24 protein-coding genes are annotated in these 26814 nt (G+C 50.0%); 2 read left to right on the top strand and 22 right to left on the bottom strand.

From position 1 onward, the window contains the following. Positions 1 to 7 precede the first annotated feature (7 nt). The 11 genes from ACYVEA_RS09510 to ACYVEA_RS09460 all read right to left on the bottom strand — a co-directional run bounded on the left by ACYVEA_RS09510 (position 8) and on the right by ACYVEA_RS09460 (position 13146). Complete coding sequence (locus ACYVEA_RS09510; RefSeq protein ID WP_461113195.1) at positions 8 to 2428, bottom strand: TonB-dependent receptor domain-containing protein; 2421 nt, start codon at positions 2426 to 2428, stop codon at positions 8 to 10. A gap of 42 nt (positions 2429 to 2470) precedes the next feature. Further along, complete coding sequence (locus tag ACYVEA_RS09505) at positions 2471 to 3505, bottom strand: tetratricopeptide repeat protein (protein WP_461113194.1); 1035 nt, start codon at positions 3503 to 3505, stop codon at positions 2471 to 2473. A gap of 15 nt (positions 3506 to 3520) precedes the next feature. After that, positions 3521 to 4885 (bottom strand): radical SAM protein, encoded by a 1365-nt coding sequence (locus tag ACYVEA_RS09500; protein WP_461113193.1) that lies wholly within the window; start codon positions 4883 to 4885, stop codon positions 3521 to 3523. A gap of 381 nt (positions 4886 to 5266) precedes the next feature. Continuing rightward, on the bottom strand, positions 5267 to 5455 hold the full coding sequence (locus ACYVEA_RS09495) for a hypothetical protein (RefSeq protein ID WP_461113192.1): 189 nt from the start codon (positions 5453 to 5455) through the stop codon (positions 5267 to 5269). 117 nt (positions 5456 to 5572) lie between these two features. Further along, positions 5573 to 5761 carry a hypothetical protein gene (locus ACYVEA_RS09490; RefSeq protein WP_461113191.1) on the bottom strand — a complete coding sequence of 63 codons (189 nt, stop codon included), beginning with the start codon at positions 5759 to 5761 and terminating at the stop codon, positions 5573 to 5575. 138 nt (positions 5762 to 5899) lie between these two features. Further along, positions 5900 to 7141, bottom strand: a complete 1242-nt coding sequence (locus tag ACYVEA_RS09485; protein ID WP_461113190.1) for a radical SAM protein — start codon at positions 7139 to 7141, stop codon at positions 5900 to 5902. Positions 7142 to 7165: 24 nt separating this feature from the next. Then, complete coding sequence (locus tag ACYVEA_RS09480) at positions 7166 to 7351, bottom strand: hypothetical protein (RefSeq protein WP_461113189.1); 186 nt, start codon at positions 7349 to 7351, stop codon at positions 7166 to 7168. 42 nt (positions 7352 to 7393) lie between these two features. Next, a complete protein-coding gene (locus ACYVEA_RS09475) occupies positions 7394 to 7597 on the bottom strand; it encodes a hypothetical protein (RefSeq protein WP_461113188.1) in 204 nt (67 codons plus the stop codon). A gap of 123 nt (positions 7598 to 7720) precedes the next feature. Then, entirely contained in the window at positions 7721 to 10831 is a 3111-nt protein-coding gene (locus tag ACYVEA_RS09470; protein ID WP_461113187.1) for a lantibiotic dehydratase, read from the bottom strand. 379 nt (positions 10832 to 11210) lie between these two features. Further along, positions 11211 to 11960, bottom strand: a complete 750-nt coding sequence (locus ACYVEA_RS09465) for a LytR/AlgR family response regulator transcription factor (RefSeq protein ID WP_461113186.1) — start codon at positions 11958 to 11960, stop codon at positions 11211 to 11213. Between the two features lie 4 nt (positions 11961 to 11964). Beyond that, a complete protein-coding gene (locus ACYVEA_RS09460) occupies positions 11965 to 13146 on the bottom strand; it encodes a sensor histidine kinase (protein ID WP_461113185.1) in 1182 nt (393 codons plus the stop codon). Positions 13147 to 14288: 1142 nt separating this feature from the next. On the opposite strand from ACYVEA_RS09460, the gene ACYVEA_RS09455 reads away from it, so the two are divergent. After that, positions 14289 to 14519, top strand: a complete 231-nt coding sequence (locus ACYVEA_RS09455; protein ID WP_461113184.1) for a hypothetical protein — start codon at positions 14289 to 14291, stop codon at positions 14517 to 14519. 151 nt (positions 14520 to 14670) lie between these two features. On the opposite strand, the gene ACYVEA_RS09450 is transcribed toward ACYVEA_RS09455, so the two are convergent. From ACYVEA_RS09450 to ACYVEA_RS09410, 9 genes are all read right to left on the bottom strand, one after another. Beyond that, positions 14671 to 14811, bottom strand: coding sequence for a hypothetical protein (locus tag ACYVEA_RS09450; RefSeq protein ID WP_461113183.1), 141 nt, complete (start codon positions 14809 to 14811; stop codon positions 14671 to 14673). 404 nt (positions 14812 to 15215) lie between these two features. Further along, positions 15216 to 17036, bottom strand: coding sequence for a hypothetical protein (locus ACYVEA_RS09445; protein ID WP_461113182.1), 1821 nt, complete (start codon positions 17034 to 17036; stop codon positions 15216 to 15218). A gap of 98 nt (positions 17037 to 17134) precedes the next feature. Next, on the bottom strand, positions 17135 to 17485 hold the full coding sequence (locus tag ACYVEA_RS09440) for a hypothetical protein (RefSeq protein WP_461113181.1): 351 nt from the start codon (positions 17483 to 17485) through the stop codon (positions 17135 to 17137). 306 nt (positions 17486 to 17791) lie between these two features. Beyond that, on the bottom strand, positions 17792 to 18745 hold the full coding sequence (locus ACYVEA_RS09435) for a phosphotriesterase family protein (RefSeq protein ID WP_461113180.1): 954 nt from the start codon (positions 18743 to 18745) through the stop codon (positions 17792 to 17794). Between the two features lie 179 nt (positions 18746 to 18924). Then, positions 18925 to 20337 (bottom strand): FAD-dependent oxidoreductase, encoded by a 1413-nt coding sequence (locus tag ACYVEA_RS09430; RefSeq protein ID WP_461113179.1) that lies wholly within the window; start codon positions 20335 to 20337, stop codon positions 18925 to 18927. A 3-nt stretch (positions 20338 to 20340) separates the two neighbouring features. Then, on the bottom strand, positions 20341 to 21231 hold the full coding sequence (locus tag ACYVEA_RS09425) for a sugar phosphate isomerase/epimerase family protein (RefSeq protein WP_461113178.1): 891 nt from the start codon (positions 21229 to 21231) through the stop codon (positions 20341 to 20343). Continuing rightward, entirely contained in the window at positions 21228 to 22055 is an 828-nt protein-coding gene (locus ACYVEA_RS09420; protein WP_461113177.1) for a sugar isomerase domain-containing protein, read from the bottom strand. The genes ACYVEA_RS09425 and ACYVEA_RS09420 overlap by 4 nt, the downstream gene beginning before the upstream one ends. Before the next feature lie 10 nt (positions 22056 to 22065). After that, on the bottom strand, positions 22066 to 22950 hold the full coding sequence (locus ACYVEA_RS09415; protein WP_461113176.1) for an ROK family protein: 885 nt from the start codon (positions 22948 to 22950) through the stop codon (positions 22066 to 22068). A 232-nt stretch (positions 22951 to 23182) separates the two neighbouring features. After that, entirely contained in the window at positions 23183 to 23971 is a 789-nt protein-coding gene (locus ACYVEA_RS09410) for an SDR family NAD(P)-dependent oxidoreductase (RefSeq protein WP_461113175.1), read from the bottom strand. Positions 23972 to 24176: 205 nt separating this feature from the next. On the opposite strand from ACYVEA_RS09410, the gene ACYVEA_RS09405 reads away from it, so the two are divergent. Next, a complete protein-coding gene (locus tag ACYVEA_RS09405) occupies positions 24177 to 24926 on the top strand; it encodes a GntR family transcriptional regulator (RefSeq protein ID WP_461113174.1) in 750 nt (249 codons plus the stop codon). A gap of 15 nt (positions 24927 to 24941) precedes the next feature. Here ACYVEA_RS09405 and ACYVEA_RS09400 read toward each other — a convergent pair whose 3' ends face one another. Together ACYVEA_RS09400 and ACYVEA_RS09395 are read right to left on the bottom strand one after the other, a co-directional pair. Further along, positions 24942 to 25865, bottom strand: coding sequence for an SIS domain-containing protein (locus ACYVEA_RS09400; RefSeq protein ID WP_461113173.1), 924 nt, complete (start codon positions 25863 to 25865; stop codon positions 24942 to 24944). Then, positions 25862 to 26773 carry a DMT family transporter gene (locus tag ACYVEA_RS09395; protein ID WP_461113172.1) on the bottom strand — a complete coding sequence of 304 codons (912 nt, stop codon included), beginning with the start codon at positions 26771 to 26773 and terminating at the stop codon, positions 25862 to 25864. The genes ACYVEA_RS09400 and ACYVEA_RS09395 overlap by 4 nt, the downstream gene beginning before the upstream one ends. Positions 26774 to 26814: the final 41 nt, after the last annotated feature.

The following is a 26814-nucleotide window of genomic DNA, read 5'->3' as shown; positions in this document are numbered from 1 at the left end:
AGTGTTATTAGCGTGCACGATTTTCTTCGTCTGAACTTCCTGACACCCGGCTCTTACGCGAAAATGTGGATCGCCCGAAGTTGTATGTAAATCGAATAGAGGCCTGTTGTATGTTTCGCGTCTGGGTAGTTGAAACGTTAACATCCTGGAAAATCCCATAGAAGTTTTCCCGATATAAATTAAAGGCATCGGCAAAGTTGGCCTGAATCGACCCAGCCCCTTTCAGTACGTTCTTCTGCAAACCGAATGACACCGTGCCGTAGGCAATAGACCGGTAAAACTGATTGGCGCTGGGGGCGCTATAATCGTAAGCGCATTCGAGGGTGTAGCCGCGAGGCAGCGAGAATACATGCTGTCCATTCAGAATAAAACTCCAAGCCCGGTTGTCGAAACTGCCTCCATCGAATACCGACGCGGTTCGGATATAGTAGGCAACGGCACTATGCTGCGTCTTCCACCATTTCCTAATCGCCAGCGGAGCTGTCACATCGAATGTCACCAACTGGCTTTTGTCCAGATTCGTGCGCGTGTAGCGAATCACCTTCGTCGCTTCATCCTGAATGGGCATTTGGGCAATCAGATTCCGGTCGACCCGGTAGGTGGCCGTTAGAGTGATCTCTTTGAGTGTATAGGCCAGTTCGGTCGAACTGCGGGTGGCAGGCAGTAAAAACGGATTACCTTCTGAAAATTCAAACGGGCTGGTATAAAACTGAAAGGGGTTCAATTCGTAGAACGTAGGACGCCGGAGTTTGCGGGAGTAAGAAAAGGAAAGACTATTTTCGTCGTCGAACTTGTGTTGGACCTGTAGGCTAGGCAGCCACCGGATAAAATTCCGTTTTACCACATTATCGAGCGTCAGTGAATTTCCTTCAGCAACCGTATTCTCAACGCGCAGAGCTGCTTCAACGTTGGTTTTGCCCAGTTTCTTTTCGACCAGCGCATAGGCCGCGACGATGCGCTCTTTGTACAAAAAATGATTGCTGCGACGAGGATCGCGCCCTAACGCTCCTGCTGCCGACAGGGTATCATAGATCAGTTCACTATCGGTCTTCGTCTGGCTTAGTTTAGCCCCGAGGTCTATTTTCATGGTCTTGTCGACCAAGTGCGTATAATCGGCCTTTAAGGATTGAATGCTCATGGTTGATGGAAACTGACCCAGCAACAGGGAGGGGAACGAGATAGAGGCTATCATGTCACCAGTATAGCGGGTGCGCAAGGTCTGCGTTTTTACGGTCTGATAGCGGGCATAATCGAGGTTGACAGAAACCTGATCACCCGTGGAATTAAGCGTGCCCCGATAATTTAGATCAACAGCCAGATTTGTAGGCATCGTAGTCGTCCGCGTCTCGGTGGGCAGGTCTAGTTGAGAGGACGTAGCTGCGCCCGTTGGAGAGGTCGTAATTCGGGTTATATTATCGGTGAAGTCATTCTGTTGGTTTGTCAGGCCACGCGCCATGATTCCGACCAGATGGTTCTTAGTAAGCGAATAATCAATGGATGCCTGATAAGACAGAGGGCGGTTGCGCCAGCGCGTGAAGGCATCGCTGCTGAATACGTTGCGTTCGGAAGTCGTTTGCACAATTCGCTTGCCCACTTCGTGCAGGAAATCATTGCCTTCGTAGTACCCTGCGCGTCCATAATAGGTAAGTTTTTTTGTTTTGTAAGTAGCGCTTCCGCCCAGTTCGTAGCCGCCGTAATATCGGTTTACAGAAGCGCCCGCATAAGAGCTGCCTCTCAGCCCGAGCGTTTTGTCGCGCTTTAGCCTGATATTGATTACTGCCCGGGTTTCTCCATCATACTGCGCTGAGGCATTGCTCATAATCTCTACCTGCTCAATATCTTCGGATGGCAGGTTTTTTAACTCCTCGGCCGTTAGCGGCAGTTGTTTGCCATCAATATACACTACGGGCGTGACTGACCCTTTTATTGTAATACCTCCTTGTGGATCAATTCGTAAGCCGGGTGCCCTTTTGAGTACGTCAAAGGCCGAAGCCGCCGTTTTGAAGAAGGAGTTTGAGACGTTAAGAATCAGTTTTCCCAAGCTACGCTCAACGACCGGTCGTTCACCCCTGACCACAACATCCTGTAATAGTTTGGCTTCATCGAGCAGCCTGATTTCGCCCATATGTGTGATCGAGTCTGTTAACTGTATGGCTGGTTTATCATATCCCCTGAAACCAACCGACGAGACCCGAAGTCGATACATACCTGGCCTAAGGCCCGTTAGTTCAAATCCGCCCAGAGTATCGGTCAGCACGCCTTTAGTTTGTGTTGAGTCGGTTAAGAAGGTTAACACTACACTCGCAAACTCAACGGGTTTACCTTTGCTGTCGTGAACGATGCCATTTACTGTAGATTGAGCCTTAACCCCACTTAACATTCCCAACACTAACCAGAAACTTATCCAAATGTGCGTTTTTGCTTCCATGATAATTTCGGTTTAGCAAAGAAGATGATTCTGCAACCGGGTTTATAGCGACCGAATAAGTAACTGATTAACAAATAATGAACAACTTTCCCGTTGAGACTGACTAAGCTGAAGTTGATTCATGAAATTCTCAATGCTCTCCGGAAGTCCCGAAGCCACCAGCGAAGATTGATTGCTGGTAGCTACAATCTGCAGAATCAGGGCCATTTTCAATTGGTCTAATAAAGACGGGCTGGTGGTCAGGAACGTAATAAGCCCCAACACGTTGATTTGCCAGTAATCGCTGTGACCCGGCTCGATTAACGTGAACCAAGCCAGCATCCTAGTTTCGTCTGGTGTCTGGGCATCCCAGTAGGTCATGTTGCCGAAAGCAAGCTGGCTTAAGGTGTCCCACTCGGTAGGATACATCAGAAATATACCGACTGTCTCGATGGTCAATTGCCAGAGCATACTATAACGGAGTTGACTGGGAATTAGATAGGCTTTCTCATCCAACCATCCCTTGCCGTTACCAACAGCTGGTACCTGCCGATACACCAAGAATTTCAGAGCCATAGCAATCATCTGAGCTCCCTCGTTCAGCCGACCCTGTTGAAATAGCAGCCGGGCCAGGTTGTGCAATTGCTGCACCCGGTGATAGGTCAAAATGTAAATGTCCTCGGCTAGCAGCTCGGCATCACTATCGATGGATTTGATCAGCAAATGCTCCGCTTCGTCATACTTTTCCTGCTTATAGCGCAGATAAGCTATTGCTGGTAAGGCTAACACATCAATCAACTGATCTAGCATTGCTATTTTAACAAAGGGCTTGCGAGTCGTATCGGCTTCGGCAAAGACCTGCTCGGCACTACTAAGCTTTCCCTGCCGTGCATATTTAAGTCCACCATCATATCGGTCCCAGAGGTAATTAACTGTACGCCAGTACGAACCAGCCTTTTGTCTGCTTAGCAAAGTAAGAATACCTGTAAATGACTCAGAGTCAGCCTTTTCGGAACCTTGCCAGGAAGGCGGTTGATATGTCAATAGGGAAGCGGTTAACGCTTCCCAATCTGCAACCGAAAAAGGGGGATGAATCATGTTCATGGGGAGGGCTTAGGATTTGGCCGACAGGGCTATAAACTCTTCTTTACCATTCTTCCGCATTGCGTAATGCATGAGCAGTTTATCCTTGATATTGAACTTATTGGTCGGGCAGGCTGCAATGTTCTCACGCCACGATTTAGGACAACCTCCGCCGCAAACGGGCAGCATCGGGCAGCTTGAACAGGAATATTTGCCTGCCAAAATTTCGTCGTTGAAACTTAATAACTCCCGGTGCGACGACAGCGACTCCAGCCCGTTATTGACGTTGCCAAGTATGTATTCGGTATTTTCGTAAGCCTCCACATAGGGCACCTCAGTGCAGTCGAACACATTGCCAAACGCATCGAACACCTCAGCATCGGGCGTGACTGATAGGCAGACCTCCGGATTCAGTTTAGGAACGAGTCCCGGTGAAAATCCCTGTTTAAACTGCTCGATGAGCCAGTCAATCTCCTGATCAGCAAATGCTTGCTTTTCGAGCGAGAGTTTATGGGCATCGTTGCCCCAGGAATGGATCGGCGCCACATAGAAATAAGAAATTTTGTCCTGTAGATTATGGTCGGCCAATAGTCGGATCAATGACACCACACTTTCGTTATTTCGCTCATCTACATTACACCGAATTGAAATGGAGCAGCCCAGTTCTTTAAAGTCAGAACGATTATAAATTTTGACGAGGTTCTGAAAAATCAGTTTGAAAGTTGACAATCCCTCTTTGGTGTGCCGACGAGCATCGTGGTACTCGGCTGTACCATCGAGAGTTACCTCTATAGTGTTGATGCCGTATTTTCGGACAAGTTCCAGAAAAATCGGCTCCTTTAGACTCAAGCCATTCGTGACCAGCTTGGCACTGTAAGTGCAGCCATGTCGATTGGCCATTTCTTGAATTTTTGGGGTCAATTCGCGAATCTGGGCGTACGCCATGAGCGGCTCTCCGCCAAACCAGGCAATCTCAACGTGGTTATAAGGCTTGAGAGTAAACTTACTTTCGATACGTTCCAGAATCCGCTCAGCTGCATTGCCGCCGATGTAGTCTTTGGTGTGCCGTTGACCACAGTAGCCACACCCAAGCTGGCACATAGCCGTTGGCTGGATGACGTGATAGAGCGTTCGGCTATCGGCCACGGCGGCCTTGTTCCGGTCAATAATCAACCGGAGTTCATATTCGGAAGCAGGCACAATGGCTTCTATTTGACGTAACTTATCAAAATCATTGTCGTGCATCTCATCCCATGCCTCGCGCTCAAGTTTTTGGTAGAGTGCTTCGGTGATGACCAGTACGCGGGCGGTACGTGTGGCCAGCAGTACTCGTTTTGGAATGAAGCCTGCTATCGTATCCGTTGCAACGATGTAATGGGAGCGTTTGAAATTCATGACAAGGCAGGTTTTTACAAATGATTGGGTAAATAAATCCTTATGACGAGCCGATAGATTACTTATCGGTAAATTACTAGCCCATCCGTTTCAGCTTTTAGGGCACCCTGTATCAGGGCCACAACCGGTTTGCCTTACGTTTATTATGTCCCCAGCCAGTTTTTAGGCTTCTTCAGGCATAATTTCGACAAACTCTTCCTGCTCATTCTCTTCCGGTGTATTCAATTGATTAAGCCTATCAAATAGTTAGTTATGGTTCCTGTTAGAGTTAGTTAGATAACTGAACGGATTCTTTGATTTGCTGTTCTACTCTCAGCAGTGTTAACCAGGCTCACTTGTATACGTACGATTAGAGGCTACACAAGCGGTTCCTGACAGTACTTAATTGGGGCTACTGCCGCAGGCCGAGTTACCAGGACAACCCATATTAATGGGACTAGAGATAGGACACCCTCCGTTGACGGTTCCGCCCTCAATTTCTACGGCTTCTTCAGGCGTGATTTCGGCAAACCCTTTTTGCTCTAGTGTATTCAACTGATTGAGCACATCAATTAGCGATTTTTGCTTCATAGTAGACATAAACAGATACGTGAATCGATTTTATGGGTTGCCGTTCTTTTTCTCACAAGTGCCTACCAAGACCACTTGTACACTACTCAATAATGCACAAGTGATCCTTGATATTAGTTACTTGGGTGTTCCACCGCAGCCTGAGTTGGGTCCACAGCCTGTATTCTTGGGACAACCAATGTTGACATCGGTTCCGCCGGCGAGTTCTTCTGCTTCTTCAGGGGTTAATTCGCTGAAGCCCTCCCCTGACTCATTCACACCATCTTTCAGCTGATTAATAATGTTTGAAAGTGATTTGCTTGCCATGATTATTGAAAAGTTAGCTTGTTTAGTATTACAGAGGTAAGCACTTGTGGCGCCTTCATGCCGCTCCGCGTCGCTTTGACATTAGGAAATTGCACCCTTATTTTGAGCCTTGGAAAATCTTTAGACCAACCCTACCTATTACTCGTCCAACCCGGCTATTCGCTTGCTCTTTCTCTGGTTCAGTAGGATCAGCGCCTGCTCAAAGGAGAGAGTTTGAACGCCCGCTTCTGCCTGTAGTGATGGTGGCAACAGGGCCAGTAACCGGTTTTGAATGTGGGTGATCAATTTTAACAGATCATGGCAGTAGACCGAAGGATTGTCGAAGCCACTGACCGGGTGATACCGATGGACCAAAAAACCTCCGCCACACACCTCGCGAACAGGGCAGCGTCGACAGGCCGTAGGTAGGGTTCGGTGACTCTCAGCACACTGGGCAATAAGCGGGGCTGCCAATGCTGATTCCAGTGAGTGCGTTCGCAGGTGCATACCTTCTTTCGTGATGCGCGGCTGGCATACCTTTAGCGAATCTTCAGCTTCGATGCTGCCATCCGTTTCGATAACCAAAAATAGAGCACGGATGCGGCCAATCGCTTCAGTCGTTTCTATGAAGCCCAGAATCAGGTTCATAATTTGCTGAAAAAAGCGAATGCGTAGGCGCGTAGCTGATGGTATCAATAACCACGCATCGAAGAGACGGATGAGCCAGTCGCCGTAGGGCGTTCGTCGTTTGTCAGGGTAGTGATGTGGTGGCAACTTGTGATGCGTTCCGTCGGGCAGGAGTAGATTAAGCGACTGCACGTTCATCCCGACGAAGTGCTCCAGAAAAGCCTCAGGCTGGGTGGTTGGATCAATGACTACTAGCACCCCCGGATGGTAGCGAAACGCGGGATGTTCTTGTGCCCTGCGCAGGCCCGCCACAACGGCGGCATAGGAGCCACGACCTGAATGATCGATCCGGTGAATATCATGAACAGCCGCCGGACCGTCAATGCTGATGCCTACTCGAATAGCTAATTCGCCTAAAGACTGGCACCATTCGTTGGTGAGCAGTACCCCGTTGGTTTGCAGGGCATAGTGAACACTGGTATAGGATGGAAGAAATTGCTTAACTTGACTAATAAACTGCTCGTAGAACGAGATGGGGGCCAGTAGTGGCTCCCCTCCATGGAAAATAAACTGAAAAGTTCTTATTCGATGCAGACGGCAGTAATCACTCACCCGGCTGATTAACAACTCAACCGTTGCATTAGTCATCAGCCGAGGCTGCTCCCGGTAAGTCGTATCATCCTGATTATATATGTAGCAGTAGGAGCAATTGAGGTTGCAACGGCTGGCTACTTTTAGTACCAGCCCCCGAATGCGCGGCTGGCGACGTTTCATCTTATTGCGTAAACAGAGGGTGTTTCAAAACTTAGGCGTATTCGACGTTTCGCTTTTTAACCATCCAACTTCCGGCTGTCCCGGCATTGTATCCGTACCACCCGTCACCTGACTGGAATCAATGGAGCTGCCTGGCTGGCTAAGGTGTTCGATAATCTTTTTGCGAATCTTTTTTCGTTTCGGCAACGAAAATATATTTTTCCAGTTCATGGGATTTACGGTTAGCTATATACGTTGATTGATGGCATTCAATTATAGCTTAAGCAGAATTGACGGGTCAGTAAACTTTTGTTGTTTATCTACTATATGTTCGTATGTAGGCGAGTAATCTTTATCGCCCCCCCGCACTTCAAGTGCAAGTTCATCAGAAACCAATTCTACATCCTTTCCGGAGATCCGTCTTGTCATTGGATTACGGGTCACTTTTTGTAAATAGTTTTTCCAGCTTGATTTCATGGTGTATTTGGGTTGATTTAAAGTTGCTGACCTAAGTTTAGGGTAGCCTAACGGATTGGACAAAACAATTAGATCAACTATGGCAAATACTCGACAGAACACGAAATGCATCCGCTCAAACACCTATTTAATTAACTGACGAGCTTGGTACGACTCGTAATAACGGGCTAAAAAATGATAGATCACCATTTCCTGCGTCCGTTGTTGAGAAGCAAAAAGGCGGTTTAAATTCATGTGGAGGTACGAGGCCAACAGGTCTGATAACGAGGGGTGATCAACTGAGGTGCTTCGTTTTTTCATGATGCACCGGACTAGGGAACGCAGCCGTACCGACCTTTCCGCTAGGATAGCCATTGATTCATAAGCCGTAGGTGAGCAATTGGAAAGGCTGAGCGTTATCTGTTCATGTTCGGACCGAAAACGGGCATTGAGTTGTTGCCGTAGCGTACGATCAGCCTGATGTTCGGCCAGAAACTGTTCCTGCAATTGCCGTAGCAGACTGGCCTTCTCCTGATTACCCAACTCAAAATCGACTAATAAGGTATCGCAGCTTTGAAGAGCGAATTGCCAACGATCAGCAGGGTCAGCTTCCTGTGCTAAATAACGCAACGTAGCCCAACTATCGGCTCCAAATATGCTTTCTGTTTCGGTTATGATGGAGGCTCCGTACCGGTCAAGTTCGCGTTCGTATGTATCGATCTGCACTCGATAGATAACTCCCGATTTCCGGTACGGTTCTGTCCATTCATGCAACCGGTCGAGAACTTGACCATGGAACTTAAGAGTCGTGCCCTGAAGCCGTAACCTAAGATGAGGGTCTGGATCGGCATACCGGATAAAGAACCAGTTTTGCACCGTACCCTCTGCCAGTAGTTTCTGCACAAATGGAAAAATCAATTCCTTCAGAAGCTCGTCCGCGATTTGAACGCCCGAATATAATTTAATGTACAGCCACTCGCTGCCAGGGTGAAATGAGCGGCCTACTGACTCTTGAACCGGTAGGTCTATACCGTATTGCTGGTTTATTGGCCTAACAAAAGCCGCTTTCTTAAGGGGAGATGGGAGTAACTCGCAGGGGATAACCACTTCGTTCACGTAGGCTCCCTGCCCGTCGCGTAACCAGCTCTGCTCCGGCGTAGTCACCCATTCCACTAAATGTACGGTCGGTTGCCGCCGGACTTCGTCGGCCAGCAACTGCTGGCCCAGGTCCGTTTCCAGGTCGAGCACCAGCTCATTGTCTCCATCTGCAAGGGCAACCCAACGGGGCAACTGATGAACTGTGCGGAGGTGGCTAATCAAAACGTCGGTTGACAAAAGTGGTAGGGTCTTCGAACGCAATGTCCACCGTGCCCGGCTTAGGATCAGGTTTCGATAAGTAATGCGGGGTAAAAAAATCTGATCGCGGAGTGGACCCCAATCCCAGTACAAACTCAACGAACAGTCCTGCCGCTGCAAGTCGGCCAAGAACTGATAAAGGCTCAAGCCAGCTCGATAATTGTGAGCTGTAGACAGCCGGGGAATAACTTCTTTCTGGTGCCGTTTCGACCACAAACAGACCCGACCGTCGGAGCGCACAGAAACCAATAAATCGCTCATCATCAATTGATTGCCTTCGCCGACTGACGCCCGGCTGACGAGCGGAATCTCGAACTGGCGCAGGATTGGCCGCTGTAAAATATTGCCCACTCGGTTGCTGGGCCAGTGAATAATTTCAGCATAAATAACGTCGGGCCGTTGCTGCTCCTCGCGCTGTAGGCAGCTACGTACGTGATCCGTCAAGCTAGGCGAATGAGAGCCAAATCGCCCCAGCAGATTAGCCGCAGACGGCCCCTCTGCAGCTAACAGATTGAACTGAAAATCGCCCTGGTCCACTGCTTCGGGCGACGTACCCAGCAGGTTACCGAACAGATAAAAACTACAGGGTAGTGTTGACGCGTCAGTCGTGTTTAATGGCGCTATATCGTCGTCTTTCAGTTCAACGGATAACTGGCGCCCGCACAGAGCCCGACTCAGCACTTCCACCAATAGGTTCTCGTGACGACCCCAAGTAACAGCATTTGGTTCAGGCGTTGTGGCGAACGTAAGTCCATCTAACAGGAACGAGTAATCGGATGTTGCGCCAACGGCTTCAGCGTATCCAATGCCAAGCTCGGCATCCAACGCCACCAACAGCGGTACAGTACGGTCTTCGTAGCGATCTCTAAAACGCTGCGCAAAGCTCACCAACTTCGCATTCTGGCGAGGGCGGTTTAATGGCAGTAACCGCTCTACTTGCCCAAGAATGGTTTGCAAAACGCGTCGATTAAGTTGGTTAACGGATGTATTGACGAAGGAGTCAGTCTGAATTAGAGGCTGCGGTGAGGAAACTGAAAAATTCCGGGTAAGCGCTTGCTGAACAGTCCGATACGTCATGCTGGCGTTTATGCCCCCTGTTGCTAGTTGAGTCTCCACATCCGCCAGGTTCTCTACCAGCAAGTCTGTTCCCACTAACTGCTGTAAGCGACTTTGTAATTGCGTCAGCAGGGAAGGGCCAGTCAACATAGGTTCAAGATCACTAACCAATAGCTGCTGCTCAATGAGTTGGTCCACAAATGTGGCCGCGGTGGCTGAATTAATACCAGCGGTCATTAACGGCTCAGCCAATTGAGCAGGCGTCGCCCCAGTTTGGGCCCGTTGTAATACGGCCATTAACGGGGCAGAGGCTGTCACAGACGCCGTAAAATAGTGTCGCTCAGAACCCGTATCATCATGCTCTATGTATCGTAATTCGTCGCCAACGAGGTAGGAAGCATTAGTTGGAAAGAACCGCAGTTGGGATCTAATCGCTGGCTTTTTCACAAGTTCTCGGACGATTTGGGCCACGCAGACAATATCAAGTCGATGGTGCGGGACGAAGCGTGTTTGTGTGTCGAAGGTCACTTGCGTCGTTTTGGTTACGGTTCCCACTGAGCAGCCCGCCATCAACCCGAACGGCGTAGCCCGGGTGCTCATGCGCAGAGCATATTTCCAAAGCGTTCGATGCAGGTTGGAGGGGAGTGGCCAGCCCTTTGTGCACAGATGATCAGTAATTTGTTGGTGCAACGATGGAGAACTCACAAAAAGAGCCTCACTAAGTTTGCCATCGTCCCACAACGACTGTAGTTGAATGTTGGACTGCTCCTGGACAGGTGCCACTATTAATAAAGGCAAGGCAGGAACACGTAGTACATAAAAATTAAGTGCGTTAATCAACATGGTCTCGTTTATAAAAAAGCAGGCATCAGACTATTAGATCTGGTGCCTGTGCTGATTGAGTGGAATTAGAAACGGGTCGCGGCAATTGACTACTCGAATCAACCACAACATTTTGCTGTTGATTAATGCTTTACCACAAATGTGTTGGCCAAGTCGTAGTAGATTTCATTTTGTCAATTCCTTTATGCGTTTTAGTCAAACAGGAAATGCGCTTCTTGTTTAATGTTAATGCCATTGACATATTGAGATTAGTTTTCATTGGTTTGGAAAGGTTAGTGCTTTAGTTATGTTTACTGATTGAATGTAAACTTCACGGAATCAACAATCAACATATTTAGACTAACTCGAGAAAATACTCGACCAAATAAACATATAACTTTCACTCCGGAATGGCACGGCCAATAAACGTATTCCGTAATGACTCCAGCACGGCGGAGCGGTAGGTTTGCCCGATGATAAGTTCTTGCTTAGTAAGCGTTTCAATTGTATTGCCATAAATGGCTTTGATCGCTTTCTTACGAACCAAGAACGACCTGTTAATGCGAAGAAATTGACCTTTTGGCAGCAATTCCTCCATCTTGGTCATAGTGAGGTATGTAACAACCACTCGGTCGGCTAAATGCACCTTGACATAGTCTTTCAATCCCTCCATAAATACCACGTCTTCAGTATTGATCTGCAACAGTTTAGTACCCTCTTTAATCCAGAAATATTGCTCCTCAATAGGTTTATGGTCTGCTATTACGGGTGTATTGGTACCATTTATTCGATCAATAGCTCGGTTAACGGCCCGCAGGAATTGATCAAAGGGAATGGGCTTAATTAGATAATCTGTTACATCGTACGCATATCCGTCTATTGCTAATTCGGTATGCGCCGTGGTCATGATAATTTGCGGGCGGTTGGCAGTTAGTGTCTGAAGCAACTCGAAACCCGTCATTTCGGGCATCGTAATGTCTAAGAATACAATGTCGGGGCGATTTTGCTGAATAGCTTCGATGGCGGCAATCGCGTGGTTGGCCTTGCCAATTAGGCGGAGAGTTGAGAACCGGAAAATAAATTTCTCGATGAGGTTCTGGGCCAGTGGTTCATCGTCAACGATAAGGCAGGAATAGGTAGTATTTTTCATATGATTACTTATTAATGTTAGTATGGATAACGTTAAGGGATTCGGTTAGTGTTTCCGGCTTAAGTTGCAGCGTCAAATCCACGGTAAATGTATCGGCTTCGTCGCTAATGGTCAGCGTATACCGGTCTGGAAACAGCAGGTTCAGCCGCCGTTGGGTATTGATGATACCAACGCCCACGGGCCTTTTTGTTGCGTTACGCCGGATCTTATCCGAAGGTTTTGAGTTCTCCACTCGGAAATGTAGGTTACCTGCATCAGTTGTCTTCAGCCGGATGTCGGCCCAAGCCTGTCGATAGGTTGAATTAATACCGTGTTTGAATGCATTTTCAACAAACGTTACCAGCAACATGGGCGGTATTTGAAACGGCTCCAATGGGCCATCATGATGGAAAGACAAAGTTGTGCGCTCGTGCTGTCGAATCGCTTCTAAGCCAATGTACTCCTGTAGAAATTCCATTTCACGTACAAGTGAAATAGTTGGATTCGCAGTTTCATACAAAGCGTAGCGGAGCATTTGCGACAAACGCAGCACGACACTCCCCGCTTCGTCGTTCGTTCCGGCTACCATCGAATAGACACTGTTAAGCGAATTCAAAATGAAGTGCGGCTGAATTTGGGACTGTAGAAATTGTAGTTCTAATTTGAGGTTGTCACGCTCAAGTTCGGCAGCCTTGGTACGCACCATCAGCATGTCTTTGACTATTTTGCCCGCAACTGGTATGGCTAAAGTTGACAGCGTAAATGACCAGTTTATTAATAATGTATTTTTGCCAAAAAGCGCGTGTAGAAAACCATCATTGCCAAAAGCTTTGGGTACTGTGGTTAGAATGTGATATGTATTGGCAATCCAGTTATACAAAACATAATTGGCCAGTGTATTCAACGTATAAATTAGCCCTAGACACACAACTACCCATAACCTTTTGCCGCTATATAATTTGGGTAAGCCAACTGATGCGAATAGGTAGTAACTAATGATTATGGTGGGCAAATCAAATAGCATTACAGTCAGATAAGCCTGCCAAGGAGCGCCCTTCAATATCCAGGTATGTATGTACAACTGAAATAGTGTTACGGCAATCCAAAGCAACCCATGAACTAGCACCTGATCCTTAGGAGCTGGTTGTACTAACATTCGCCAGATTAGCGAGTTTAGCCAGCTTTTAGGCGTTGAGACAGTAGTCATACAATAAATTATGGTATATACAAAAGTTTTGCTATTCAGTTATCTACTTATTAAATACATGAAGCAGAGATACTTAGGGCGGCTTCGGTAAATATAGAAAAAGATGCCTGGATTAAAGGCGGCAATGAAATCGGATTACTTTTTTTAAATAACGAGATTGTTCGTTGACTCACTTGTCAATTTTTTTAACCCGTGTCTTAACCTGATATAGGTTGTCAATTTTCACCAAAAACGACAACTATGCAAGACCACATTCGCGACCTGTTGAACCATTTCCAGTGTAGCGAACAACTTAGAGAAACCGCCCTTTTTCGCATCCTCTTCGGCAGAGAAGAAATTAGCTAGGTGATGACGGATTTGGGTATTCACAGTAGATACACGATTCACAGTAGATACACGATTCGCAGTTGGGTCCAACTTTACTGCCAGAAGATGCAGACCGACCTGCTAACTTTACCCGCCATGAAGCTAGCACAAAAGCGCGACATGGGCGCCTTGAAACAGCGAAATGAAGAGTTGGAGCAGACTCTACAGTAAGCCAACTTGTTGATCCTGGCACTCAATACAATAATTGAGACCGCTGAAAAAGACGGGGGCGCCCATGCGCTTAAATGTGCCGATCAGAAAAAAGTCTGGCCGCATCGGCGGTTCGAACCAAACGGTCTTTAACCTTCGTGAGAACGAGATAGCAAAGGCAAGCGTCGGAAGCCTTTGCTGACTGTTTGCCGGGCCGCCCTTTAGGCTTGGGGGACTAAGTAAGAAACCAAGATTAAGATTGGGTAGCTTGCCAACAGTCAACCTGAGTAAGGTACCTATCGGGCAGTCGAGGAATCATAGACCTATGCTCCGAACGGACCACCGTACATATCTTTGTTTTCAGTTGATCTTATCAGAAAAAGTACAATTTTTAAGTAAGGTCTGACAAAGCTAGTCAGCACCCTGAGTTCCGCCGATAGTACGTCCCAACGATACTGCACCGCTGGTTGCTCTGGCTAGCTTGTCTTTTCCCTGTAGCTCCAACAGTACCCATAGACGTAACCTCTTGTTACGATCTGGCATCCATATGCAACAGCGGGAGAAGGCCGTCGGTCAACCAGCGTATTCATTCCTTATCCTCTTTCCTATGGCACTGCTACGCTATTGTGTCGGACTCGACATCAGTAAAGAGTCGCTTCAACCGGGTCGCCCGTGCGATCTGCCTGTCAGTGATCGACACTGACGGCCGAGTTGTTGTCAAAGGGTCGACAAAAGTGGCCAACAAACTAGCTGCTTTTGCTCAGTTAGAGCACTGGGTTAGTAAGCATTGTAAAAAAGCGGAAGGATTGCCACTCCGCTATGTGATGGAGTTGACAGGCGTCTCCATGAAGCTGTAGCCTGGCACCTCTATCAAACGGATCAGTCGGTTTGTATTCTATTGCCGAACAAGGTAAAACATTACCTGAAAAGCTTAGGCTTCAACCGGGCTGCCGGAGCAGTTCAAGAATGATAAAATTTCTCATACTGCCGTAGATGATCAATGAGAAGCTAGTGGTCGTGCCTATAACCGCCAAAGGATTGGACGTTTTCCTTATTCTGATCGACGGCTACCCAATGGTTACGGGAGCCGATGTCAATCCCGCCGGCATGGGGATTAACGATTGGCAAGTCTGCGGTTGGCTTTCCCATGGTTTTGGCTGATTAGAAGCACAAACTGACTTCAGGGAATGGATGGGTGAATCAAGATTTTATTATACGGGATTCTCGCTGGGAGATCGCCAGTTAATTCAACAAATACCTCTTGGGAAGGCATAATCCATTACAGCCCAGATTTCAGGAAGGACTGATACGTACCATTTATAGGTTGATGAGCTTGGTTATGAAGTCAAAACAAGGTAAGTAAAAAGCATCAAGCTGCCTATTCCAGTTGTCCTGTGTATTCAATGGTACTCGCACAATAGAGCGATTTCAGGATCAGACAACGGTCAATGTTTCCTAGGACGGGTTATTAAGGAAATCGTTCAGTTAAATGTCCCTTTCAATTGTCGAATCCGCATTGAGAACGGTGCTTTGGGCACCTTGGCCGCTGTAGCCTACATCGCCTTCAACTTGAAATAACAGAATAACGGCCACGTATGGGGATGCGAACAGTAGCCCTGAAAGGCCCGTTTCAAATCGGTCGAGGGTACCCAGAAAGCATACAGGCCTTCCCGATACAAGGTGGAGTTGACTTCATCGGCAGCGGTCCACTGACCCATCCAGTACGACGGATACTGGATGGCATAGTTGTGAAACGAAAACTTCATCAGCAACGACCAGGCTTCGTCTTTATCGAAGGTTGCCACACCGAGCAGCACGGGGTACTCCAGGGAAAACCAGATGCCACCATCCTCGCCATCGGGGTGGCGCCCCCATAAGGACCGCTCCCGGGTTCGCATACCAATCTTTTCCGGTGCCAGTACTTTACTTTTTACGTAGTCGTAAATCTCTTTTTTTCGCGCGACCGACAAGCCCGGTACCTGCAACAGATACCCCTGCGGTTCCAGACAAACGTTATCGACTCCGAATCGTAAGGAACGACTTAGATAAGCCCTGGCCGAAAATTTTCGATCACCCAGATCGTGAAGATACGCTTGCTCAATACTGGTCTGATAGTCCGTCAACGCCGTCACCAGTGAGGAAGCTTCCTTGTTTTTTGAGTTTGTCAGGGCAGTGATCAGTTTAGGAAAAGTGGCCAGCACCAGTACCGAGTTGAGATGCGACTCCGCCGAACCGGCGTAGATGTTGGGGGAATAATCATGAAAAAAGCTGTCACTCCAATCGGAATTCAGCATCTTCATCAACCCGTTTGGACCTACCTCTATTTCATCGCGCAGGTAGACAAAATACGTTTTCACCATCGTCAGCACCGTCTCTTTCTTACCCGCTTCGGCCGGGTAAAAAGCAACCAGCTCATTCAGAAATGGGTAATCTTTGGTGATCAGCAGGTATTCGGCGAGGGCATAAAAGAAAAATAACTGCTCGTCACTTTCTTTGTATATCGAGGGAGCCGAGTACCCAAACCCGGTATTGCCCCGCTTGATCTCTCCATCAGGGCCTGAGTGCTTGATCACGTAGCGCAAAATGGATTTGGCCAACGCCGGATTGGTGTAGCAGGCCGCCAGGACCGCCTGCAAATGATCCCGATTCGAGATATTATCGCCAAAATAATAGCTGTAGACCGTTCCCTGCGGGATGAATGTTTCCTGATAATAAGCGCTGTATTTGGCCGATGCTTCGATCATGTGGGCATTCCAGAGCATTTCCCGCTTGAAAATATCGTTTTTCTCCGTCGACAGGTCGGGCAGTTTAGCTTTCCACTGCGACACGAATACTCCCTCCGATGGGTCGCTCAGGCTGGCGCCCTGAAACAGGTCGGCCACCTGCGTTTCCACCTGCCCAAAGCTGGCCGGGCCGTGGCCGGTTGTTAGTCCGATCACCACGTTGAACCGAATGGTCTGGCCGGGCTTCAAGGATGCGTTTACGGTTGTTGATAACATATCGCCTTCCGCCGTTACTGTTGACTGATAATCGACACGAGAATGGTCGGCGTACATGAACACCGAGGGTGGATCGACATCGTAACTGTAGCTTTGGGTGGGGTTCGGCAGCACCAGAAATGCATTGGGTGTGTACGTGATGTCCGCAATAGCCAGTTGCTTCTTCGGATCGATTCGCATGGTAGCCTTATAGGAAAGCGGGCGTTTCGCTTTGTCGGTATACTGGGTGCCGTTTAGCACAAAATTGACCAGCATACGCTCGGTGTACACGAATTCACGGGTATCGTTGCCGCTGTTTTTCAAGACAACCGTTACCACAAAAGCGGGATTTCCGGTGTTGAAAGGTTTAACAGATAGAATTCGGGTGCAACTCACCCTACTGGGTAGCTGATGCGTGTACTTAGCAAAGCCCACACCCACTACTTTTTGTACCGCTGCCGGATCAGCCGCTATTGACTTGAGCCCAACCAGCGCTACGTTTTAGAAGTCTGGCCGTCTCTAAGTACGATATGGGCATCATTCCAGCCATAATTGGTTTGGGATGCGGCATTCACTCGGGTCCAGGCTCTTTCGGCCGTTAACAACTGATAGGTCCCGCTCACGTGGGGCAATAACGTCATGCGGTAATTGCCCAACAGGAAGTAGGGATTTTCCGGCAGATTGGCATCCTGGCCGTTGTTGTCCTTAGCGGTAAACGGTAAGGAGCCCATATACTGATAGATGGGTAGTCCTTTTGCCGACAGTCCCCAAGACCCAATCGGCTGGGCACAGACTGTTTGTTGACCTACCAGAAGCCCGATCATTAACAGAAACACTGATTTCATGAAGTTAACCGTTCCTTAGCTGTCAAACAGATAATGGGTTCGTTATTCCCGGTTTTAGCCGGATGACCACACCGATTCCGGCGTTTTAACATAAATAATGGCTAACTTAAAAAGTAAATATCTACAAATCAGACAGTTAATTAGGATGGGTTTTTGTTATCCCGACGACAGGAAGGATATTCGGTAGGTTGGGAGATTTCGTCTCACCCGAAGATGCCTCCTGACGTCGGGATGACAAAAAACCACTGGATTAACTAATTGATTAACAGGAGATTATTTTTAGAATTAGCCATTGTTTGCATTGTTTTAGGCGTTACTAAAACTGTACAAAGCCGTTGGGTTATCAATCATCAGGCGGTTCCAGTACTCGCTCAACCCGCGTCGGTCGAGTTCGTCGCGGAAGGTGGTGAGCAGGTAGGTCAGGCCCGGCGAGCCGCCGTAGGAGCGCCAGTACGTGTTTCGGGCGGCATCCATCCCGGCCGTTATCTGATCCGGAAAATCGGGCAGCAGCAGTTCCAGCAGCCGGTATGTCCCGTTTTCCTGCTCTTTTTTCCACCGAAAGGCGCTGTCGAATTCAACCCGAACGCTGGTTTTCAACAACTCCCGATGATACGCTATGTCCTGACAGCGATCTACGTGCGAGATGACCACATGCCTCAGATCAGCCCCGAGTTTGTCGAACAATTTGGCTTGTGCCAGGGCATGACGGCCCGCGTTGGTATGGGTCAGAATGGGTACGCCCGTTTCGCGGTGGGTATTGACGACAGCCCGAAAAATCAACTCCTGATGGGGCGTGATGGGATCGTCGCCGGTGGCCAGTTTAATCATCCCCGCTTTGTGTGGCGTTCGCTCGATGACCGGCCCATTGTAATCGTACCGGTCAATCCCGTCCATCACATCGGCGATGAACAGGCGCGTCAACTGATCTTCGGAATACTGATACCGCCAGTGGGATTTCGGGTAATATTGTTCGAGGTGAATGCCCGTTGGCACCACGATTTGGATGCCTGTTCGGCGCGATACCTCCGCCAGTTTCAGCACGTTCCGACCGCAGTTAGCGGGCATGGTATCGACCATCGTTCGGCCACCAGCCGCGTATACGTCGGTCAGTTCGGCCGATACCTTGTCGACATCGTTCAGCAAAAAATCCGGGTTGGCCAGCGTTGGAAAACTTTCCTCGATAATGAGGTGCTCATGGGCGTAGGTGATACCCGCCTGCGCGGACAGAATATCGCCCAAAACGGTTCGAATAAAGGACATAAGTACTACGGCTAATTTACAGTAGCGTATTTTCAATTGAGATTTTTTTGTCATGCTGAGGCACGAAGCATCTTCGGTAGCAACACCAATCCAAGTACCGAAGATGCTTCGTGCCTCAGCATGACAAAAAATAACCTAGGCTATTTAGACTTGAGTACTTAACGTAGATCAGGTTAGTGCTAAACGGTGTTTTCTGTCTGCGGCACTACGTTGTTTCGCCAGCCATTTCGCGACGTATCGGCCACGGCATGCGGGATATTCAATATGGCCCCCAGCGTGCGTAGGCTTTGCTGAAGCTGACTCACATTCAGCGCATTAGCCGCTTCGTTGTTTTGTAGAGATTGCACAGCCGCCAATCCGGCCGCCTGCCCCATCGACATGGTTTGCGCCATCGACCGGCACGAGGCATGGGCATCGTGCGTGGCCGAAAAACAGCGGCCTACGACCCAAACCGACTGGCTCCCTTTGGGTACAATCGTCCCGTAGGGAACGCCGTAAACCCCCGAACCGGGAATGTACTCCCAATAGGTTTCGTCGGCCCCGTCGGCTCCGTGCCGGTGGTCTTCGATGGGGGCTCCGCAAAGAAAAATACGGTCGTCGGGCAGGAGCCCGGCCAGGCATTCCTCTTTCGTCAGGCGGTGTTCGCCGTACACCCGCCGGGTCTCGCGAACGCCGATCTGTTGCGACAGCCCGATGATATTGGCGTTTTGATAACCGGGCACGTCGTCCCGAAAAAAGTTCTCGTAGACGAATGCCTGCCGTCGTCCTTCCACCTCCGCCTGGGTGAGTTCGTCAGTATTCAACGCCGAAAGCCCAGCTACTTTGACAGCCACGGTTGAGATACACTTTTGGGCGTTCATCTCGTGGGCCGACCCTTCTTTGCGGGGCAGCGGGTGCCGTCCGCTGGTAACGGCCTCCTGCATTTTGATAGCCAGCATCTTCTTCCCGCCCGCTCGTTCGTACTCGTCCAGTTCCACATTGCTCATGCGAAAGGTCGTCGTCAGGCTTTGGGCGGGTTCATGCTGCCCGGCGATTTCGTAGGCAAATCCCGCCAGATGACAGAAATCGGCATCGCCCGATGCGTCGATGACCCGCCGGGCCAGCACTTTTTGAAACCCGCTTTTATTCCAGAAAATACAGGCATACCGCTCCCCTTCGGTGGCTACGTCGACCAGCGTTGTGTGCAGTAAATACCGAATTCCCTGCTGCTGAATCAGTTGATCCCAGACGAGTTTCAGCCGTTCGGGGTTATAATTCACTCCGGTTCCGGCCCCGTAGGTATTGGGCCGCAGAAACACCGCGCCCACTTTATCCAGTTCGTTGACGATGCGGTCGGGCCAGCCGCCCACGATTTTGCGCGGTCCGCCGTTGCGGGACGTAGCGCCGGGCGTAAAAAAGCCGTAGAATGTGTCGAGCATCTGGGTAGATGAGCCCCCCGGAAACCCGTACCGCTCGACCAGCATCACCGATAAGGTTTGATCCTGGGACGCAGCCGACAGGGCCGCCACGCAGCCCGCCGAACCCGCGCCGATCACCAAAACATCGGTTTCGGCCAGTAGCAGCAGGTGGAGATGATTGAAAACGGTTGCCATAACTTATACGCCAAACTGTTTTTTCACTACTTGTCGACTCATTTTCAGGCTCTCGCGGATGGGGCGGGTAGGCTTGAAACCAGCGGGAAAGGCTAGCTCAACAGTCATATCGCCTGAAAAACCAAGCTGCTTTAACTGGTGGGCAATCGCCCCGAAATCCATAATGCCTTCGCCCAGTGCTTCCGACCAGACGCCCGTCCAAAGGTGGTCGCGCAGGTGCATGTACACGATTTTATCGGCGTAGGTTTTCAGGAACGTAGGCACGTCTACTTTCGCCTGAAAGAGCCAGTCGAGGTCGGGGCCGAGGGCGATGTCGGGTACCCGTTGCAGGCTATTTGTCAGGTCATAAAGCCCATCGGCCACCTCGTAAGTATGGTTGTGCAGGTTCGGAACGACCTTGTATTGTTTGCCGATGGTCTGAATCTGTTTCAACGTCTCGGCCTGTACGTCAAACTCTTCGGGCGTCTTTTTGCGTCGGGCATCTCCAACCGATAGGCCCAATACCCGCCCGTTTAGTTTGGCAATTCGTTCGATGACTTTCCCAGCATTATCTACATTTTCGGCCTGTTTGTTTTTGTCCCACATGCTCTGCCCATGCGATGCCCCGATCAGCGACACGCCCGTCTGCTGAATGAGGTCGCCAATTTTCGAGACGGAATCATCGTGGCGCAAGGCAACATCCATCAATTCGATGCCGTCAAACCCGGCGTACTTCACATCGGCAAACACCTTATCAAGCACCGAAAAACAATCGTATTTGGGCAGGTCGGACGAGAAAACCCATACGTGAGCACTCACAACCGGTTTTTGGTGGGGCATGCCCGCCAGCGACGCCTGTTGAGCGAGTGCCAGCGACCCGGCTGCTGTTCCTAGAAAAGAGCGACGGTTCATCATAGCTGTTTGGGCGTTGGAGTTTCTCCCTGCTCGCTAACGTAGGACGGTATACCGACGTTTTGATACAGTTTGGCGAGCCGGTGGGCGTGCTCATCATAGGCGCTTTCGAATAAAGAAACCGCCCGCTCGGTACCAACTACGTTGGCTGCAGATAAGACTTTTGGCGGACGCCCGGCTTCGGTGAGCAATCGGGCGGTTTCAGCTTTGATGCAGTTGACCAACACGGCACCACCCACCGTTGAGCCGGGAGCAACAGATGTATCGAGCCCCGGAACGGTGATCATCGCGTCGCCAACGGGTGCTCCCGTATCCAGAATCAGGTCGGCGAAATCGCTAAGTTTTTTGCCGTCGGGCCGTTTGCTGATACTTTTTTCGGCATGTTGTTTCGTAACCAGCGCGACTACTTTTACACCGTGCTGCTGAAACAGTTCGGCCATTTCGATGGGTACTACATTGCATCCGCTGGACGAGATGACCAGCGCCGAATCCAGATTGGAGAGATCGTAATTACGGAGGATACGCCCGGCCAGACCCGGTACGTTTTCCAAAAACATGGCCTGCCGCTGTCCGTTGGCCCCAACCACGAGGTTGTGAAACGAAAGCGACAGCTCAACGATGGGGTTAAAACCCGCAAACGACCCGTAGCGGGGCCACATTTCCTCCACCATGATCCGGCTGTGGCCGCTGCCAAAGAGGTGAACCATGCGTCCGGCCAGAATAGTCTGGCTAAACCAGCTAGCGGCTTGTTCTATGGCCTGCGCCTGTGCTTCGATGGTGGTTAAGATGTCGCGGGAGCGTTGGATATACACAGTGGTAAGATTCATAAGAAAGTGGTTATTGGTTTAGAAAAGCCGCAGCGCCAATAGCCCCGGCCCAATCCTCGAAATAGGCTTTACGGATCGTCGTCTTTTTGCCCGCCGGTCGCCATTCAAACAGGTCGAAAAAGGTTTGGAGCGGGTCGAGCAAGGCCCTGTCGGCCTGCATGATACCGCCACCCAGCACGATAACTTCGGGCGAGAACGCATTGGCGAACGAGGCCAGCGCAACGGCCAGTTGCCGGATCGACGTAAGCCAGACCTGCGTGGCCAGCGGCTCACCCTGCCGGTACCCATCGACCAGTTCGTGCGTGGTCTGGTAGCGTCCAAACGAGCGTTTCCCTACGGTTACGTTGCCAATGGCATCTTCCAGACTGCCGGGCATGTTGGTAATGTCAGGATGCACACTATCGGCATTCACCGTGCTATGTCCCAGATGACCAGCCATTTGAAAGAAACCCTGGTAGAGCTGTCCGTTCAGCAACAGGCCGCCCCCCACGCCCGTACCCAGGGTAAGCATGAGGCCATGCTGCACCCCCTTGAGCGCACCAAAGCGGGCTTCGGCCATCAGAGCGGCATGGGCGTCGTTGAGCACCCGAACCGGCTTGTCCAGAAAGTCCGACCAGTTGAGCCCTTCCAGTCCTTGCAATCGGCCGGGCATACAGGCAATGGCCGTGTTATCGGGCGTAGGCAACCCCGGCGCCGACAAGCCAATACCCAGCACCGACCCGGTGGCCTGCTGGCTCAACGCCTGTACGGTATGGGCCACAGCCTGTTGCCAGTTGCGGCTGTCACCGTCGCCGGTTGGGGTAACGAGTTGATGGAGTACGGCTCCTGTGGTGGCGTCGATCAAGACGCCCTTGATGCGCGTACCGCCTAAGTCAATGCCGATTGTCTGACTCAATTTGGTTAATAGTTAATTGGTTGAATGGTTTGACATATTCTTTGTCTAGAAGCTGTTTAAGCTTTTAAAAATTGGTCCTAGACAGGTACGTTTTTTTGTCATTCCGACGAAGGAGGAATCTTCGCATGAGGAGATGTTTAGTGATTACCGAAGATTCCTCCTTCGTCGGAATGACAAAAACGCCATCGAAATAAAAGTTAACACAGGTTCTTACTAACGAATAACCACTCAACTACACTTGTCCTTCGCTGATGCTCCAGCCGCCATCCACGGACAGCACCTGCCCCGTGGTGAACCGGGATGCGTCGGAAAGAAAATAGACGGCTGCGCCGTCAAGGTCGCCGGGTTGGCCCATGCGCCCACCATCCAGCGGCTGTTTGGTCTGGATGAAGGATAGAATTGTGTCGTCCTGTGCGGCCCGTTGGGCCATTGGTGTTTCGACCAGCGCCGGAGCCAGTACGTTGATGCGTATGTTATTCGGTGCGTAGTAGGCCGCGATGGATTTAGTAAAGCCAATTACCGCCGATTTAGTGGCGGCATAGGCATGAGTAGCGAAATAGGCGGGCGACGGTCGTGAGCCCAGCACCGAGCCCATGTTCAGGATCGTACCGCCGGTTCCCTGCTCCAGGAACGCCCGTACAGCCGCCTGATTGGAAAGCATGAGCGAGGTCAGATTCAGGGCGACGGTGTAATTCCAACCGTCGAGACTAAGTTCATGGAGCGGGCCATCACCGTAGCGTCGCCCGCTTCCCCCGGCTACGTGGTAAAGTCCATCGAATCCCCCGAATTCCTGTCGGCAACGGTCAATAGCCGCAGGGGCCGTAGTCGGATCAGTGGCATCCCCGCTGACAGCAATTCCTTTACCGTGTAATTGGGCTTCGGCCTGACGCCCACTGTCAGCATCGCGACCGACTACGATAACCGATGCGCCTTCCTCGACAAACGCTTTAGCCGCCGAGAAACCCAGACCGGTTGTTCCGCCGATGATTACAATTCGTTCCTGCTCTAACCACTGACCCATCACATCGAATCTATTACTTTCCTTTTACTGATTCGAAGGTATAAAGAATGGATACAAGTTCAAATAACTTATTATAATAAGTTTATTACAAATAACATAATTAATTGATTTACAATGGTAAATTTATAATTTATTTAATATATTATTATAAGTTAAAAACCTTTCAAACACACTTCCCCCTTGGTTTATTATCTTTATTGGCGATATGACTGACCAACTCAACCGCGTTCCTCAATACCAGTATCTATATGAAGCGCTCCGGCAGGATATTATCCGGGGGGTATTCAAAGCAGGCGATCTATTGCCTTCCGAGAGTGTGCTCCAACAGCAATATCGGCTTACGCAGCCTACGATCCGGCAAGCGCTTTCCTTACTGGTTCAGGACGGCTATATTAAGAAGCACCAGGGAAAAGGCAGTATCGTACAGGCCATTCCGATTGGGCTGGGCGTCATGTCGCTGAAAACCCATGCGGTGAGTGCTGATGAGAAAGCAGCGGCTTTGGAAGAGCTCTCGCCCGAACTGATCACAACGGCCATCCTCACCAAACCCTACCTGTGTGCGTTCCCCAAAGAGCTGTTGTTTTACCCGACCGATGAAGCCCCGGACGCTACCTACTATTGTCTGGATCGGCTTCGCGCCGTTAACGGCACGCCCGTATTTTACGAAAAGCTGATTTTACCGAATCGGTATTTGCCAAACTTATCGCGGCAACGACTGGAAAATCGCTCGTTTTTCGATCTGCTGCGCACCAAATACGGCCTGGTTGTTACAGGGGGCGAGCAGAAAATTCAGGCGTTGGCCGCCGATGAATCCATTGCCGGAAAACTACAAATTGACCCCGGAAGCCCGGTACTTCGGCTGGAAAAGCGGATCGACACGAACAAAAGCGACTTCAGCTTTTATTCACTGCTCTTCGCCCGCACCGATCAGTTTTTGTTGCAGGGACGCTTCTAACACATTGACCCGCTATCAATCGGCTTCCGTCACCTTACCCCCCACCACAAACGTCTCGCCAATATTCATTGCCTCAGCCATATAATAGGCCATGAAATTGAACGGTATAATGTTGTGGAGAATGGACAGGTTTTCGTCAGCCGTATTAGCAGATTGAACGGTGGATTCAACCGTCAACACATGCGCCCCCGCTTTAGTAATCATCTCCGATAACCGCTGCGTCCGTTCATAGGCGGGTCCCTTCGCCAGGATTTGAATCACGATGCTGTCCTTAGCCGTTTCTTTCGGTCCGTGGTCGTACTGTGCCATCGGAAGACCGTGGAAATTCAGTTTCGTGCTCTCACTCAGAATCAGGGCGGCTTCGTAAGCGGTGCCAATATTGGGGCCGCTCCCCGTCACGTACATGCCGTGAATGGGAAACTGGCGACGAAGGGCCAGGACCTGCTCAGCTAGTTGGTGTCCCTTTTCGCGGTACTGCTCAAAGTTGTCGGCGATCAGGGCCACAGCTGCCTCGGGCGAGAAGCCAAACCCCTTGAACAGGGTAACCAGCGTATTAACGTAGGTTTTGGAGGACGAGTAGTGCTCTTCCCCAGCCATGATCGGCAGTACGCGGGCCACATTCGGCGCGGTACACAACTCGCTGTTCGTGTCGTTCGATACGGCCACGTACTGATCGACCAACTCCCGACACCAGAGTACTTCGCTACTCCGGCCCGACTGCGACAGCAGAACGGCCATTGGCGCTTTCTGGCTCTTAGTACCGTAGTATACATATTCCGACGCCAGCTCTGGCTGAATCGGGACACCCATGTACTTAAATGCCAGCGGAGCAAAGTATGATGAGCCCATACCGAGGTAAGGTACGTGCAGGGGCAAGGCACTAGCAGGACTGTTCAGTACGTCCCTGGCACGGGCAGGTATTTTCAGGATTGGATTCATAATGGTTGTGTTACAGATGGTTTTTCGTACGACAAAGTCAGTGCACCCACAATTGCCAGCACAATACCCAACGATTCAATGAACGATAGACTTTCGTTCAGGAAGATGATGGCCAGTATTATGGTAAAAACCGGTTGCAGGGCACCCGCAATGGTCGTCACCTTGGACGCTTTCCCTTCGGCGCTGTAAGCCGCAAAGCTAGCCAATACGCCAAGGCCATTCAACATACCCACGAGCGAACCCAGACTCAGCGTCTTACTTGACAGTTGTAAACTGGCCAAGCCCGAACCGACAAAGACCAACGCAATCACCACGGAGGATACAATAAAGCTCACGTAGGACCATTCGGCCGAAATCGAATTGGTCGTTTCTTTCTGGGCCGCACTAAACACCCCCCAGAAAAACAGAGCAACCAGCGAGTAAAGCAGCCAGGAATTCAGGTCGAGACTGCTGAAAAAAGCCCCCGGATTATTAAACAATAGCGATTCGCCCGAGAGCATGACCACCGCCGGGATCGCCAGTAAAATACCGATGCCGTTGATCCAGTTCAGTTTCTCCTTAAAGACAAGTAAGGCAATCGCAATCGTCACGAGCGGGTACAGGTTGGTTACCGGAATCACAATAGCGGCCAGCCCACCCGACGTAAAGGCCTTATATACGGCAACATTGCCAATAACAGCCAGCATACCCGCAACCAGCCCCCACAATATGCCTTTCCGATTGGGCGTCGTGGTTCTGACCTTTTTGATCACCAGTAGCAATGTCAATAACATGCTGACACTGAACAGCAGGTGATTCGTGAACGGACTGACCTGGTCTGAGATCAGCTTGGCCGCTACGCCCCAGGTGCCCCAGAAAAAAGCGGCAGCTATCGAATACAAAATCCAGGCTTCAGGGTTGTTTTTCATTAGGTCTGTAACAAGTTAAAGTCAACACAGAGCCACGGAGA

It is taken from the genome of Spirosoma jeollabukense, assembly GCF_054777855.1.
The sequence above is the reverse complement of the archived record's forward strand: the minus strand, read 5'-3'. Positions and strand labels throughout refer to the sequence as shown.

Coding starts and splice junctions, on each gene's coding strand:
- ACYVEA_RS09510 (WP_461113195.1), bottom strand. CDS start 2,428: ATGGAAGCAAAAACGCACATTTGGATAAGTTTCTGGTTAGTGTTGGGA.
- ACYVEA_RS09505 (WP_461113194.1), bottom strand. CDS start 3,505: ATGATTCATCCCCCTTTTTCGGTTGCAGATTGGGAAGCGTTAACCGCT.
- ACYVEA_RS09500 (WP_461113193.1), bottom strand. CDS start 4,885: ATGAATTTCAAACGCTCCCATTACATCGTTGCAACGGATACGATAGCA.
- ACYVEA_RS09495 (WP_461113192.1), bottom strand. CDS start 5,455: ATGAAGCAAAAATCGCTAATTGATGTGCTCAATCAGTTGAATACACTA.
- ACYVEA_RS09490 (WP_461113191.1), bottom strand. CDS start 5,761: ATGGCAAGCAAATCACTTTCAAACATTATTAATCAGCTGAAAGATGGT.
- ACYVEA_RS09485 (WP_461113190.1), bottom strand. CDS start 7,141: ATGAAACGTCGCCAGCCGCGCATTCGGGGGCTGGTACTAAAAGTAGCC.
- ACYVEA_RS09480 (WP_461113189.1), bottom strand. CDS start 7,351: ATGAACTGGAAAAATATATTTTCGTTGCCGAAACGAAAAAAGATTCGC.
- ACYVEA_RS09475 (WP_461113188.1), bottom strand. CDS start 7,597: ATGAAATCAAGCTGGAAAAACTATTTACAAAAAGTGACCCGTAATCCA.
- ACYVEA_RS09470 (WP_461113187.1), bottom strand. CDS start 10,831: ATGTTGATTAACGCACTTAATTTTTATGTACTACGTGTTCCTGCCTTG.
- ACYVEA_RS09465 (WP_461113186.1), bottom strand. CDS start 11,960: ATGAAAAATACTACCTATTCCTGCCTTATCGTTGACGATGAACCACTG.
- ACYVEA_RS09460 (WP_461113185.1), bottom strand. CDS start 13,146: ATGACTACTGTCTCAACGCCTAAAAGCTGGCTAAACTCGCTAATCTGG.
- ACYVEA_RS09450 (WP_461113183.1), bottom strand. CDS start 14,811: ATGGGAAAGCCAACCGCAGACTTGCCAATCGTTAATCCCCATGCCGGC.
- ACYVEA_RS09440 (WP_461113181.1), bottom strand. CDS start 17,485: ATGAAATCAGTGTTTCTGTTAATGATCGGGCTTCTGGTAGGTCAACAA.
- ACYVEA_RS09435 (WP_461113180.1), bottom strand. CDS start 18,745: ATGTCCTTTATTCGAACCGTTTTGGGCGATATTCTGTCCGCGCAGGCG.
- ACYVEA_RS09430 (WP_461113179.1), bottom strand. CDS start 20,337: ATGGCAACCGTTTTCAATCATCTCCACCTGCTGCTACTGGCCGAAACC.
- ACYVEA_RS09425 (WP_461113178.1), bottom strand. CDS start 21,231: ATGATGAACCGTCGCTCTTTTCTAGGAACAGCAGCCGGGTCGCTGGCA.
- ACYVEA_RS09420 (WP_461113177.1), bottom strand. CDS start 22,055: ATGAATCTTACCACTGTGTATATCCAACGCTCCCGCGACATCTTAACC.
- ACYVEA_RS09410 (WP_461113175.1), bottom strand. CDS start 23,971: ATGGGTCAGTGGTTAGAGCAGGAACGAATTGTAATCATCGGCGGAACA.
- ACYVEA_RS09405 (WP_461113174.1), top strand. CDS start 24,177: ATGACTGACCAACTCAACCGCGTTCCTCAATACCAGTATCTATATGAA.
- ACYVEA_RS09400 (WP_461113173.1), bottom strand. CDS start 25,865: ATGAATCCAATCCTGAAAATACCTGCCCGTGCCAGGGACGTACTGAAC.
- ACYVEA_RS09395 (WP_461113172.1), bottom strand. CDS start 26,773: ATGAAAAACAACCCTGAAGCCTGGATTTTGTATTCGATAGCTGCCGCT.